At 38.9% G+C, this 13075-nt stretch carries 13 protein-coding genes; 10 read left to right on the forward strand and 3 right to left on the reverse strand.

Annotation, left to right across the window (positions count from 1 at the left end):
* Positions 1–44: 44 nt before the first annotated feature.
* Positions 45–641: a TetR/AcrR family transcriptional regulator gene (locus tag FHY60_RS01905; RefSeq protein WP_139902754.1), complete on the reverse strand. Its 597-nt coding sequence runs from the start codon at positions 639–641 to the stop codon at positions 45–47.
* Between the two features lie 309 nt (positions 642–950).
* Here FHY60_RS01905 and FHY60_RS01910 point away from each other — a divergent pair, with 309 nt between their 5' ends.
* The 10 genes from FHY60_RS01910 (at position 951) to FHY60_RS17710 (ending at position 11341) form a co-directional block, all read left to right on the forward strand.
* On the forward strand, positions 951–1832 hold the full coding sequence (locus tag FHY60_RS01910; RefSeq protein ID WP_139902757.1) for an ABC transporter ATP-binding protein: 882 nt from the start codon (positions 951–953) through the stop codon (positions 1830–1832).
* Positions 1833–1852: 20 nt separating this feature from the next.
* On the forward strand, positions 1853–3466 hold the full coding sequence (locus FHY60_RS01915; protein WP_139902760.1) for an ABC transporter permease: 1614 nt from the start codon (positions 1853–1855) through the stop codon (positions 3464–3466).
* A 22-nt stretch (positions 3467–3488) separates the two neighbouring features.
* Positions 3489–3632, forward strand: coding sequence for a BCCT family transporter (locus FHY60_RS18205; RefSeq protein ID WP_279230426.1), 144 nt, complete (start codon positions 3489–3491; stop codon positions 3630–3632).
* 153 nt (positions 3633–3785) lie between these two features.
* Entirely contained in the window at positions 3786–4214 is a 429-nt protein-coding gene (locus tag FHY60_RS01925; protein WP_139902762.1) for a MarR family winged helix-turn-helix transcriptional regulator, read from the forward strand.
* Positions 4215–4309: 95 nt separating this feature from the next.
* Positions 4310–4933 carry a class I SAM-dependent methyltransferase gene (locus FHY60_RS01930; RefSeq protein WP_139902765.1) on the forward strand — a complete coding sequence of 208 codons (624 nt, stop codon included), beginning with the start codon at positions 4310–4312 and terminating at the stop codon, positions 4931–4933.
* Between the two features lie 25 nt (positions 4934–4958).
* Positions 4959–5459 (forward strand): GNAT family N-acetyltransferase, encoded by a 501-nt coding sequence (locus tag FHY60_RS01935; RefSeq protein ID WP_139902767.1) that lies wholly within the window; start codon positions 4959–4961, stop codon positions 5457–5459.
* A gap of 220 nt (positions 5460–5679) precedes the next feature.
* Positions 5680–6279 carry a DUF3137 domain-containing protein gene (locus FHY60_RS01940; RefSeq protein WP_139902770.1) on the forward strand — a complete coding sequence of 200 codons (600 nt, stop codon included), beginning with the start codon at positions 5680–5682 and terminating at the stop codon, positions 6277–6279.
* Between the two features lie 180 nt (positions 6280–6459).
* The gene (locus tag FHY60_RS01945) at positions 6460–6930 is read left to right on the forward strand and encodes a hypothetical protein (RefSeq protein ID WP_139902773.1); all 471 of its coding nucleotides are present in this window, start codon (positions 6460–6462) and stop codon (positions 6928–6930) included.
* Between the two features lie 91 nt (positions 6931–7021).
* Complete coding sequence (locus FHY60_RS01950; RefSeq protein WP_139902776.1) at positions 7022–10903, forward strand: DUF7902 domain-containing protein; 3882 nt, start codon at positions 7022–7024, stop codon at positions 10901–10903.
* Positions 10904–11203: 300 nt separating this feature from the next.
* Positions 11204–11341: a hypothetical protein gene (locus FHY60_RS17710; RefSeq protein ID WP_180375450.1), complete on the forward strand. Its 138-nt coding sequence runs from the start codon at positions 11204–11206 to the stop codon at positions 11339–11341.
* A gap of 70 nt (positions 11342–11411) precedes the next feature.
* Here the strand turns inward: FHY60_RS17710 and FHY60_RS01955 are convergent, their stop codons facing one another.
* Positions 11412–11897, reverse strand: a complete 486-nt coding sequence (locus FHY60_RS01955; RefSeq protein WP_139902779.1) for a staygreen family protein — start codon at positions 11895–11897, stop codon at positions 11412–11414.
* Positions 11898–12309: 412 nt separating this feature from the next.
* Positions 12310–13056, reverse strand: a complete 747-nt coding sequence (locus FHY60_RS01965; protein ID WP_139902782.1) for a DeoR/GlpR family DNA-binding transcription regulator — start codon at positions 13054–13056, stop codon at positions 12310–12312.
* Positions 13057–13075: the final 19 nt, after the last annotated feature.

Genomic DNA, 13075 nt, shown 5'->3' on the forward strand with positions numbered 1-13075 from the left:
AACCCATATTTTTGTGAAATACCTTAAGCTGTTTTGTAGCAAGTCTATTTACTTGGCGCAATACCTTTAATAAGCAATTCTGTCCATTGGGCTGTATAAGGTAGAATTCTTTCGTAGATGTGTGGGCTGGAAATACCTTCAACAATAGATTGAAAATAGAGCAAAAGAAATTCATCTGAATATTTCAAATCAACCTTGCCTTCTTTACGCCCACGATGGAACAAATCCAGCATAATACTGTAGCTTTCTTTGGTGTATTGATCCATTAACAATGATAATCCATTGTCCTGCTTCCTGGTTAAAAAATCCATCAAGTCCAAATAAAATTGTTTGTTAATTTTTTTTATATGATTAATTTTATTTTGAGTCATTGCAATGAGTGTTTCTTCGAAAGGCATATTTTTGCTCATAATTTCTCGGGCAGTATTCCCTATTTTATCTAAAAAGTACTTAAAAACCTCATTGATAAGATTTTCTTTACTCCCGAAATATTTGAAAATGGAAGTTTTACTAACCTTAGCATTTTTGGCCACATCATCTATTGTTAGGTTTTCTATGCCGCCATCTTTGCTCATCAACTCAAAAGCCGCTTCTAAGACTTGATTTCTTTTATCCTGTGTCCTCTTCTCATAACCATTCATTCAATAACCTTCTTTCTGTCCGTTATGCCAAAATAATATTAAATGGATATCTATATTATATAGTATAAGTTTTGAATTATCAAATCAATAATAGTTCAAAATGTTGTGGCTCCTATTGACATAACGAATAAAGAGAACTATAATAGAACTAATAAATGAACTTTAGTTTAAAACATCGTTTAAAAAATAGGCAATATGAACTTTAGTTGAATATATAGTTCATATTATTTCACTGTATTTTGAACTTTGCTTTAGACCGGAAAGCACGTTATAAGACTATTTCAAAATATTCTGAAAGGGAGTTTTATTATGAAAGAAATTGTAAAAGTGCAGGGTTTGCAAAAAAAATTCGGTAAATTTAAAGCATTGCATGATGTGACATTCACAGTAAATGCTGGGGAAGTTGTAGGGTTTATTGGGCCAAATGGCGCAGGTAAGTCAACAACTATTCGTATTTTACTGGGAATTATCAAAGGGGATGCCGGGGATGCTAAAATCTTTGGTAAGGATGTTTGGAAGGATAGCCTTGAAATTCATAAGCGTATATCCTATGTTCCGGGAGATGTGGCTCTTTGGGGCAGCTTAACCGGTGGGGAAATTATTGATTTATTTATAAACCTACATGGTGGAGGAGATAAGGATAAACGTGACTATTTGATTAAGCGTTTTGAATTAGATCCTAAAAAAAAGGCAAAAAGTTATTCGAAAGGTAATCGCCAGAAGGTTGGACTGATTGCAGCGTTATCTGTGGATTCCGACTTATATATTCTTGATGAACCGACTTCCGGTCTTGATCCTTTAATGGAGGCTGTGTTCCAGGATGAAGTTGAAAAAATTAAGCGTGCAGGGAAAGCAATCTTACTATCCTCACATATTTTAAGTGAAGTAGAGCGTTTAGCAGATAAGGTGGTAATTATACGCCAAGGAAAAGTTGTTGAAACAGGAACGTTGGATGAACTACGACACTTGACCCGTTCTACAGTAACCTTAGTAACAAAAGGTAATGTAGCTGAAATGGCATCTGTAAAGGGTGTTTATGATTTCAAGCAAATGGCCAACCAAGCTACCTTCTCTGTGGATAATGAATATATTAATGATATTTTACTGAAAGCATCAAAATTAGGTGTTAAGAAGTTTGAATCAGTGCCGCCAACCCTTGAAGACTTATTCATGCGTCACTATGAAGTCTAGCATGGGAAGGGGGAATTATCATGAAAGAAAAATTTGCACGTTGGGGTGCACTGTTTAAAATGTATCTGAAACGTGATTGGAAAAAAGCTATTATCTGGATTTTGGGTCTGGGTTTATTTTCAGGAGGGTTTATTCCGGCTTTTGAAGAAATTAGTAAGGGACAAGGCTTGCTGGGAATGTTTGAAACCCTCAAAAATCCTGCCATGATATCAATGGTTGGTCCTACACCAGTAGAGTCGGCAGCAGATTATACCTTGGGGGCTATGTATGCCCATGAAATGCTGTTGTTCTGTGGTTTATTTGCGATGATTATAGCTGCTTTACATGTTGTAAGCCATACACGAAAGGAAGAAGATCACGGACTTACTGAACTAGTGCGCTCCTTCAGGGTAGGACGTCAAGCTAATTCTCTTGCTGTAATCACAGAAATAATACTCATTAATGCTATTTTAGCCCTTTTTATTTCCGGCGTTATGATTGGTTTTGGCGCAGATACGATTACATCCGAAGGATCACTATTGTTTGGTGTATCGATAGGTATGGCCGGCATCCTTGGAGGGGCCATTGCATTGGTTATGGCGCAAATTATGCCAACTTCCTCCAGTGCTACCGGTTCATCTCTTGGCATTATCGGATTACTATATATTCTTCGTGCTGCTACAGATGTGTCAAATGTTGATTTCTCAATGTTTAATCCTATGGGGTGGACCTATCTGACTTATCCTTTTACTAAAAACAATTGGATTCCTCTGATTTTTGCGATAGTCTTCTGTATCGTTGCAGTGATCGTTGCTTTTGCCCTTGAAGGCGGACGTGATATGGGTTCTGGTTACTTACCGGTAAGAGAGGGTAGAGAGTCTGCTAAAAAATCCTTGTTATCGGTACCTGGTTTGTTTATCAAGATTAACAAAGGAGTAATGATTAGCTGGCTGATTGCGTTCGTGATAATGGGGGCAGCTTACGGTTCAATTTATGGAGATATGCAGACCTTTCTTAGTAGCAATGATATGATGAAGCAAATGTTCACGCTGACAGGTGTTTCGCTGGAAGAATCTTTTACCGGAACTATTATTATGGTAATGATTGGCTTGGTTTCTGTTTTACCAATTGTCATCATTAATAAACTTTACGCAGAAGAAGTGAGGCTGCATTTGAGTCAGCTTTATGCTACAAAAGTGACTCGAGCTCAGCTCTATTGGACAAGTGTTATTTTGGCATTGGTTACCGGAGTAGTTGGAATTTTACTGGCTGCAGGCAGCCTTGGCGGTACAGCAATTTCTGCAATGGGAGATAGTACAACTATGAATTTTGGGCAATTTATAGCCGCAGGTTACAACTTTCTGCCTTCTGTCTTGTTCTTTACTGGACTAGCAGCTTTGGCTTTAGGCTGGGTACCAAAACTAGGTAAGGCTATTTATGTATACCTGGGATATTCCTTTGCATTAAACTACTTTGGCGGAATCTTAGATTTGCCGGAATGGTTCTCAAAAACAGCGGTTCAAAGTTGGATTCCGCGTATGCCGATTGATAATTTTGATGCAGCTATCTTTATTACTATGACTGTACTCAGTATTGCTTTGATGGTATTAGGCTATATTGGATATGGAACAAGGGATATGGTTGAAGGGGCTTAACAGTAAAGAAGGTTGTAATGGAATGAGATTTAGAACACTAATATTAGCTATCCTGCTAATAATAACGTTTTTTATTACATCGGCACACTTTGCAACCTTCGTTTTAGGAAGGCTATCTTCAAATGGAAATCCTAACCCTAAGAATTTTGTCAAAAAAGATCAGTAATAGGCTGATCTTTTTTTATAAAGAATTTTAGTCTCTGACTCTTGGAAGCAGCCTTATGGTTAAACTATACACAACAATGTGAGAAAGGTTGGAAAATAATAGTTGCGCATTCGAACTATTGTATGTTACAATAATTGTGGGAGGTAATTAGTTATGAACTTTATAGATGATTCAAGACAATTGCGTGAGAAAATAAGATTACTTGAGAGAAAACTGGGCGTTTTAGAAGAAAGTCAAATTTCCTGCTGCAGTATAACAATGTCTCAGTGTCATGCATTAGTAGAGATAGGCCGTGCAAAAAGTATTTCTTTAAATGAACTGGCGCAATTATTAAACCTAGAAAACAGTACAATGAGCAGAACGGTAAATAATCTGGTTACAAGTGAGCTGGCAAAGAGGGATACAGACCCTCTGGATAGAAGGTATATAACCATATCGCTCACTGAAAGTGGACATAAGATTTATGAAAGCATTGAAGAACGAATGAACCAATATTTTGAGAAAATCTTTGAAAGAATACCCGTTGATAAAAAACAACAGGTTCTAGAAAGTATGCAAATACTTCTTGAGGCTATTGAATAAATTTGCGGAAAGATCCATATGTCCAAAATTGGTTAAGGATTCATCAGAAATTATTGAAGAGTTATTGGAGTTAGATGGTAAAGGGGCGGGTATGAATGAGTAGTAAATTATATTTCGGCGAAGTGGCAAGCCAGTGGGATGCTATGAGAAAAAGCTTTTTCTCAGAAGAAGTAAGAGAGAAAGCTTATAGGATTGCTGATGTAAAAGAAGGTGAGCTAGCTGCTGATATAGGGTCAGGTACAGGCTTTATAACAGAAGGGCTGCTTCAAATGGGATTACAGGTTATAGCTGTTGATCAGTCAGAAGAAATGTTGGAACAGATGAAACAGAAATTCAAGGACTTTGAAGGAGTAGATTACCGGCAGGGTGAGGCTGAGAAGCTGCCAATTGATAATGACACAGTGGACTATGCCATGGCAAATATGTTTTTACATCATGTTGAGGACCCGAAGAAAACCATAAAAGAAATGGTTAGAATTCTCAAACCCGGTGGTAAGTTGGTTATTACAGACTTAGATGAGCACAAACACGAATTCTTAAGGGTTGAACAGCATGATAGGTGGTTGGGATTCAAACGTGAGGATGTAAAAGGTTGGTTTTTAAATGCAGGCCTAAAGGATGTATTAGTTGATTGTGCAGGTGGAAATTGTTGCTCTGCTTCAAGCTGCAGTTGTGACAATGCAAGTATAAGTATTTTTATAGCTTACGGGGAAAAGTAAGCTGGTGGTAAGATGGGGGATTAGAATGTTATTTAAAATTGAAGCGATGAGAGATTCTGATTGGGACCAGGTAAAGAGCATTTATTTGGAGGGAATAAAAACAGGCATAGCTACATTTCAGTCAGGAGCACCTTCTTGGGAAGATTGGAATAAAGGACATCTTCAAGCATGTAGATTAGTGGCGCGTAGGGAGAATGATATAATGGGCTGGGTTGCTTTAAGTCCAACTTCAAACAGAAGCTGTTATACCGGAGTGGCGGAAGTAAGTATTTATGTAGGAGAAAGGTATAAAGGACAAGGTGTTGGAACTGCCCTACTGCAAAATGTTATACAACAATCTGAGGAAAGTGGTATTTGGACACTATATTGTGCAATTATAAGGGAGAACGCAGCAAGTATGGCATTGCATAAGAAATGTGGCTTTAGAGAGATAGGTATAAGAGAAAAAATAGCTAAGATGAGTGATGGGACATGGCATGATGTTGTATTGATGGAACGAAGGAGTAAAGTGGTTGGAGTAGATTAAAACACTTATCAGGAGATGTGACTTGTGAGGTGGCAGGCACCTTCGAGAGGCACCTAGAAAAAAAGAGCCCGAATGATTAATTGGAAGTCATTTGGGCTTAATCATTTTATATGGAAAAAATAATTGGAAATAAGGTGAAAACATATCTTGTAATATGGTATTAAATATTATATAATGTGTATATTGGTAATGGATAATAAGTAGTAAAGGAGGAAATTTTATGGGATTGTTTGGTCCAAGTAAAAGTGAAATTTGGCAGCAGTTGGCCAGAGAAATTCAAGGAGACTACGTATACGGAGGCTTTTGGAAGGGGGATAGAGTTGAGGCCAAGGTAGGTAATTGGATCGTAGTGCTTGACACTTACAGGGTATCTACAGGAAAATCTTCAGTAACCTATACCAGAATGAGGGCACCCTTTGTAAACCACAGTAATTTCTATTTTAAAATCTATAGGAGTGGACTCTTCAGCAGCCTTGGGAAGTTACTGGGTATGGAGGATATGGAAGTAGGATATGAGGAGTTTGACAGGGAGTTTATCATTAAAGGTAATAGCAGGGATAAGGTTAGGCAGCTGTTCTCCAACAGTAAAATAAGATCCTTAATACAATGTCAACCTCGCTTTAGTTTAGAGATAAGGGATGATGAGGGTTATTTCAACAGTTATTTTCTTAGAGGCGTAGACGAACTTTACTTCCGGGTACCCGGGATTATAAGAGAAGTTGACAGGTTAAAAGAGCTTTATGAGCTCTTTGGGGAAGTCCTGAAGGAGTTGTGCAATATGGGGTGTGCCAGTGGTGAAAAACCAGGTGTTAATTTGTAGTGTTAAAGCTGATAGCAGGTTATGACCGAATACAAATGTATATTTTTGTTAATTTATGCAGGATTTATACACGGTCTTTAGAAATATAGAATAATGCAGACTAAGTGCTGATGGTAATGCTGGGGTATTCTTTCAGGGGTGTTGGAAATGTAAAGTTGAGTTGGTGGAAAGGAGGTCATTATGCCGGAGTCACTAAAGTATGCCTTTACCGGAGGCAATATTATCCCTACAGTTCTGTTAATTCTGGTGGTGCTATATTGGATTATTATCATTATTGGCGTCTTGGACTTTGATCTTTTTGACTTTGACATAGAGATAGATAGTGGTGACGGTCCCTTCTATGCATTATTAGGGTTTCTGAAGGTCGGGGAATTGCCCTTTATGTTCGCTTTTAGCATATTAATTCTGAACTTTTGGATTATTGCAATGCTGATGTACTACTTACCCATTGATCCTGGAGGAACACTGAATACAGTATTATTAATACCTGCCTTTATAATAAGTACGTTCATTACCAAAGTTGAGCTTTTTCCCCTAAGACTTATTTCGAAGCACAGCAATATGCAAGGGGATAGGGATAATGCAGAAAACGCAGTGATTGGACAATTATGTACACTAAAAGGAAGCAGAGGCAATCAAGACCATTGCTGAAGCTAAGGTTCTTGAGGAGTCTACCAGCGGCATAGCAGAGGCTAAGGTTATAGAAGCTAAAGCTCTAGCTCAGGCTAAGGGTGACGCTGCTATGATTGAAGTAAAAGAAAAAGAAGGTACTGTTGAAGCTGAAATATTAAGGAAGAAGTTCCTGGCAGAAGCTGAAGGTATCAAAGAAAAGGCCAGCAGCATGAAGGCTCTTGACGAAGTTGGCAGGGGCCATGAAGAATTTAAACTTAAGCTTGAAAAGGAAAAGGAAATCGAACTTGCCAGCATCAACATTCAGAAGGATATTGCAGCTGCCCAGGCCACTGTAATCCAAGAAGCCCTTAGATCTGCCAAGATTGATATCGTGGGCGGAGAAACTATGTTCTTTGACAAGATTATCGGTTCCATTGCTCAAGGTAAATCCTACGACCGTCTGATTGATATTGTAAAAGAGTCGGAGCAAATAATTGATACCTATTTCTGGCTGGACAAGGAAGAAGCCTTTAACCTAAAGGAAGTGCTTTTGCAGATCAAAGAGACCTCCTCCTTTGCCATTGGGGAGTTTGAAAAGGTAATTAGAATAAAGAATTCCACCAAAAAGCAGATAGATGAGGTGCAAAAGGAAGCAGAAGAACTGCTGAAAAAGCTAACCTATGGTACCTTTGACACTGTGTATGAGTATGTAAAGGCATTGGCGGACATACGAAACTTAAGGGGCAAGATTGTTTCACTAAGGGATTTGAGATATACGGACCTGGCCCTGGTAGACTCCCTGGACGATAGGGTTAAAGAAAAAAATGAAGAGTTCGCAAATAAGTGTGTTGAATTCTTAATTGGGCCGGAGGGGCTTAAGCCTTATGCAGCTAAGGTCCAGGACCTGCAGGGGGGCATAGATAAGATTACCAAATCAAAAGAGGGTAAAGAGCTTACGGAGAAGATGGATGACACTGCCAAAGACCTGGAGCTTCTCATAGATATAGTAAGCAACTTCAAAATTGAAGACCCTACCATGACCACAGAGATAATCGAGAAGATTTCAGCCTTATTCTCCCTGTTGAATAATGCCAAGGCCAAGGTAAAGGCCAAGGTTGAGGACTTTGCAAAGAGTGAAATGACTCAGCAGTTTAATTCTCAAATGAAGCTGCTTGCCCAGTCCGTAGTAAATTATTTAGAGGTTTCGGATACTGTTGAGAAATGTGAGTTATATCTAAATAAAGTAATGGTTCAAATACAAGAGCTGGAAGGAAAGTTTGCCGAATTTGATGAGTATGTGGTAAAGCTTGCGGAAAAGAGAGAGGAACTCTACAATGCCTTTGAAGGTAACAAGGCTTCCATCATAGATAAGCTAAATAAGAAGATAATGGCCTTGTTTAATTCCTCTGAACGAATCCTAAACGGTATAGCCAACAGGGTTAAGGCCTTTAATTCTGTGGAGGAGATCAACGGATATCTGGCCACGGATATAATGGCTGAGAAGGTAAGAGACATTATTTCCGAGCTGAGAGACCTTGGAGATACCGTTAAGGCCGACGAGATCACTGCCAGCCTAAAGACCCTGAAGGAGAATGCCATAAGGCAGCTAAAGGATAAGCAGGACCTTTATGCCGGCGGGGACAACGTGATAAAGCTGGGCAAGCACCACTTCTCCGTAAATACAAAGACTATAGAGCTTTCCATAGTCCAGAAGGACGGAGACTTATACTACCATATCACAGGCACAGATTTCTGGGATAAGGTAGTAAATGAGGAGATAAACAAGTACAGGCATGTTTTTGACCAGAGTATAGTATCGGAAAATACAGCGGTTTACAGAGGAGAGTATCTGGCTTACTCCATATTTGAAGCGGCAAGGAAAAAGGAATTTGAAAGCTTGGATAGGTTATATACAATGACGGAAGGCCAGTTGATAGAGCTGGCTCAAAGGTTCATGGAGCCAAGGTATCAAGAGGGTTACACTAAGGGCGTCCATGATGTTGACGGAGCAAAGATTCTAAAAACCCTACTGGACTTGCACTACAATATAGACTTGCTCATATACAAGAGTGAGGTCAGGGCCTTGGCGAGACTATTCTGGAACCGGCTTGCAGATGCAGGCACTGTGGAGCTTTTAAAAGTACGATTAAGGGAATTGGCAAAGGTTCAGCTCTACTTTAATTCACAGCCTAATTTGCAGAACTTTGTACCCTATATAGTGGAAAAGCTTAAAAGTGCCTATAAGGATTTAAGTTTCTTTGATAGTGTGCATATACCTGCAGCGGCAGAATATCTTTGCAAGGAGCTTATGAAGGGCGATGCCTTTGCAGTGAGCAAAGAGGCTCAAAAAATTTATGAGGGCTTCATAAGCTACTTAAAGGAAAAGAAGGCCTTCGAGGAATTCTCACTATCCTTAAAGAACAGCACAAAGGATATAGCGGGAGCCTTCTATCTTGCTAAAGAATGGGTTAATGCATATAGGTATGAGGTCCTGGATCACAGTGGAATCTTTGAAGCCCTGGCGGAAGAGGAACTTTCCGGTGTACTGGAGGAAGTCATTGTTATACTGCTTGAGAACAGTTCTAATTTGGGCAGAGTAGTCCTGGTGGATACTAAGACTATTATAGAAGGACTGGTGGGTACTCACGGTGTAATCGATGGAGGCAAATATACTCTAGCCTACACTAATTTCATGCAAAAATTAAAACACTTCAGTGAAGTTACAGTTAAGGATTATCTGGCATATCAGGACATAAAAAGGGAACTTGTACAACAGTTTAAAGAAGACCTGCATTTAGAGGACTTTAAACCTAAGGTACTGTCCTCCTTTGTCAGAAATCAGCTCATAGACAAGGTGTACCTGCCCCTGATAGGTGACAATCTAGCTAAGCAGATTGGGGTTTTGGGTGAAAATAAGCGTACTGACCTCATGGGCTTATTGCTGCTGGTTTCACCACCGGGTTATGGTAAGACCACCTTGATGGAGTATGTAGCCAGCAGGCTTGGTATAATCCTGGTAAAGGTCAATGGTCCGGCATTGGGACATGAGGTGACTTCTTTGGATCCGGATAAGGCTAACAACAGCGCAGCCAGAGATGAACTCAGAAAGCTGAACCTAGCTCTGAAGATGGGGAACAATGTGATGTTGTATATAGATGATATTCAGCACTGCAATCCGGAGTTTTTACAGAAATTCATATCCCTATGTGATGGTCAGAGAAAGATTGAGGGTGTTTACAAGGGGGTTAGCCAGACCTACGACCTTAGGGGTAAGAAGGTGGTAGTTGTTATGGCCGGTAACCCCTATACAGAGAGCGGTGAAAAGTTCAAGATACCGGATATGCTTGCCAACAGAGCAGATGTATATAACCTTGGAGATATGCTCAGAGAAAATGAAGCTGCCTTTAAGCTCAGCTATATTGAAAACAGCATAACCTCCAACCCGGTGCTTAACAAGCTGTCCACTAGAAGCCAGAAGGATTTATATAGTCTGGTGGAAATGGCTCAGGGAGCAGATAGAGAAAGTGTTAACTTTGAAGGTACTTATTCTCTGGATGAACTCAATGAGTATATCAGCGTAATAAAGAAACTCTTTGTTGTAAGAGATATTGTCCTAAAGGTTAATATGGAATATATCCATTCTGCTGCCCAAGGGGATGAGTACAGAAATGAGCCGCCTTTCAAGCTTCAAGGTTCCTACAGAAATATGAATAAGATAGTGGAGAAGGTCGTTCCCATCATGAACGATGAAGAACTCTTTGCTGTAATACAGGCAAGCTATGAGAATGACAGCCATACACTAACAAGCGGGGCAGAGGCCAATATGCTCAAGTGGAAAGAACTAGTAGGCTGCTTAAGCAGTGAAGAGCAAAGACGATGGGAAGAGATTAAGAAGACCTTTGTTAAAAATAAGGTTATAAAAGGGGATGACAGGCTTGGTCAGATGGTAATGGTTCTGAGCAGCCTAACAGAGAATTTAGAGAGGATTAGAGATATATTGGATAAGCAATAATTGGGTATGTTGCTTTGTTTGAAAGAAAGTGCGAAGCACTTTCTTTCATTAGTTATTAATTACTAATTACTAATTACTAATTACTCATTTAGAAAATTGCATACTACATCTCCTGAAATTATTATAAAGAATTGCTTTATCCCTTCCATTGCAGTTTATACATTCTTCTGCATATAAGTATAGTGTAACCTTGATTTTATTACATGGTAAAATTTGATTAAAAGCCTTTTGCATATGAATAATATAAATGGAGACACTGTTTTTGTAAGTTATTAAAACTATGATAATGAGGTGGAGAAAATGAGCAAAAAGCAAAAACTTACAAACCAGCAGATGTCTGCAGCGGGAATGAAGAGGGAAGACAATGGTGAGGTATGGCATCTCGAAGAAAAGAGAGAAAACAGTAAGAAAAACGATAATATAAGGCCAAGATCTTAAAATAAAAATCAAGTGACAAGTATTTTGAAAGCTTGTCACTTGATTTTTTCTGGACCCTATCAGGCATGACCTACTGCAAGGAACCTGTGGCAATGGGTGGAGTTTTTTCAATATTATAAGTTTCAAAGCTACCCCAATTCTCAATTTTATTAAAGATAGGATTGGTTGACATGAAGAAAACTATTATTGGAGACCTATCTAGTTGGGGATGGGCAGAGAAAAGTTCTCTGTCACCATACCTTATAGCTTCAAGGGCAAGGGGAAGTTCCCGCCTAAAAACGAAGTTTCGTATAGCTGCTGTTTCTGAACCAAGTTGTCCATCCACATGTAAATATACGTAATAGTAATAACTTCCTGCCATCATAATCCATTGGCCAAGCACTTCATCTCTTAGTTCATTAATTTTGTCATAGGCATAGCTTAATCCAATAGTTAAAAAAAGCTCTCCGGTTTCATCAGAATGGGTAAGGGTATAGTGCCTTGAAATAATGGGGTAGGTACCAGTAACACCCCTTCTAAATTCAACAGAAAGCTTTTGGGGGTTGAATTTGCTCATTTAATCCCTTCTTAAATAGTGTTTACAATAAGCATTATATGATAGTTTATATGATTTGGATTATATGTAATTTATCCCTATAATGACAGACTTTGAAAGGGTTTTGATACAAATCAATCACTTCCAAGACCTTCTTCTTGATTTCAAATATAGCTTCTGTAGGTTCAATAATTTCAATTTTCTTACCAAATCCAAAGGTAAACTCTACACCCTGCCATACTGCATCAAATTTAATGCTGATATAAACTCCATCTTTTTGGCTAAAACCTTTTGAGCATTCAGCTGCTCCACCAGCTGTGAAAAAGAAGTTTCTATTCTTCTTCGAGCTTTGAAAAGGAGAAGAATTTTTTCAGTGCTATTATGATTATTATGGTGATTATGTTGATGAAGAAGATGAATAGGCCATAAAATGTTAAGAGAATTGGTGGGACGGAAACAACGTCCCTATGTCCCCACTCTCGGTGATTATATAATTTATATCATCCAGGCTTGCAAAGTTATAGGGGCCGTCGAAGTTAAACTTTTCATTTTCCATGACCACATAAACAGTTTTGGAACAGTTTATGATGGCCTTTTTTGTATAGGCTTCCTCCAGGTCAAAATTGCTGATGGTTCCTTGGTAAACATTGATGCCGCAGCTGCCGATAAAGGCCTTATCAACCCTGTACCTTAGGATGTTGTCTATAGCTGCGGAACCAATAACCCCTCCTAATTTCTTATTGTAGTTTCCACCTATGCATATTATTTCTGTATCACTGTCACTGCCAAAAAGGGAGGGTATTTCTATCATATTTGTGACAATTGTTACTTTTTTATTACGCTCTGAAACTAATTTGGCAAGCAGATAGTTTATGCTGGATATATCTAAAAATATAAGGTCTCCGTCAGCAAGCTCTTGAAAGGCCCTTTCTGCTATCAAGCTCTTGATTTGGCTATTCTTTATGAGTCTTGTTTCGATGCTTGTACTTTCGGCTTTCCTTCTTTCAAGTATGGCGCCGCCATAGGTCCTCTTTAGCTTGCCTTCCTTCTCAAGCCTTTGCAGGTCCTTCCTTATCATTGGCTCGGATATATTAAATTTTTTACTTAAGTCCTTTACCTGAACTCTTCCTTCATGTTCTAACAGTTCTAGAATCTGATTGAGTCTTTCCTCTGTAAACATATAGTATCACCTTAAATCT

Source organism: Clostridium thermarum (assembly GCF_006351925.1).
Taxonomy (GTDB): Bacteria; Bacillota; Clostridia; order Clostridiales; family Clostridiaceae; genus Clostridium_AU; species Clostridium_AU thermarum.

Bases quoted from the DNA above. Each gene is read 5' to 3' on its own strand.
- FHY60_RS01905 (WP_139902754.1), bottom strand. From the start codon at position 641: ATGAATGGTTATGAGAAGAGGACACAGGATAAAAGAAATCAAGTCTTA.
- FHY60_RS01910 (WP_139902757.1), top strand. From the start codon at position 951: ATGAAAGAAATTGTAAAAGTGCAGGGTTTGCAAAAAAAATTCGGTAAA.
- FHY60_RS01915 (WP_139902760.1), top strand. From the start codon at position 1,853: ATGAAAGAAAAATTTGCACGTTGGGGTGCACTGTTTAAAATGTATCTG.
- FHY60_RS18205 (WP_279230426.1), top strand. From the start codon at position 3,489: ATGAGATTTAGAACACTAATATTAGCTATCCTGCTAATAATAACGTTT.
- FHY60_RS01925 (WP_139902762.1), top strand. From the start codon at position 3,786: ATGAACTTTATAGATGATTCAAGACAATTGCGTGAGAAAATAAGATTA.
- FHY60_RS01930 (WP_139902765.1), top strand. From the start codon at position 4,310: ATGAGTAGTAAATTATATTTCGGCGAAGTGGCAAGCCAGTGGGATGCT.
- FHY60_RS01935 (WP_139902767.1), top strand. From the start codon at position 4,959: ATGTTATTTAAAATTGAAGCGATGAGAGATTCTGATTGGGACCAGGTA.
- FHY60_RS01940 (WP_139902770.1), top strand. From the start codon at position 5,680: ATGGGATTGTTTGGTCCAAGTAAAAGTGAAATTTGGCAGCAGTTGGCC.
- FHY60_RS01945 (WP_139902773.1), top strand. From the start codon at position 6,460: ATGCCGGAGTCACTAAAGTATGCCTTTACCGGAGGCAATATTATCCCT.
- FHY60_RS01950 (WP_139902776.1), top strand. From the start codon at position 7,022: ATGATTGAAGTAAAAGAAAAAGAAGGTACTGTTGAAGCTGAAATATTA.
- FHY60_RS17710 (WP_180375450.1), top strand. From the start codon at position 11,204: ATGAGCAAAAAGCAAAAACTTACAAACCAGCAGATGTCTGCAGCGGGA.
- FHY60_RS01955 (WP_139902779.1), bottom strand. From the start codon at position 11,897: ATGAGCAAATTCAACCCCCAAAAGCTTTCTGTTGAATTTAGAAGGGGT.
- FHY60_RS01965 (WP_139902782.1), bottom strand. From the start codon at position 13,056: ATGTTTACAGAGGAAAGACTCAATCAGATTCTAGAACTGTTAGAACAT.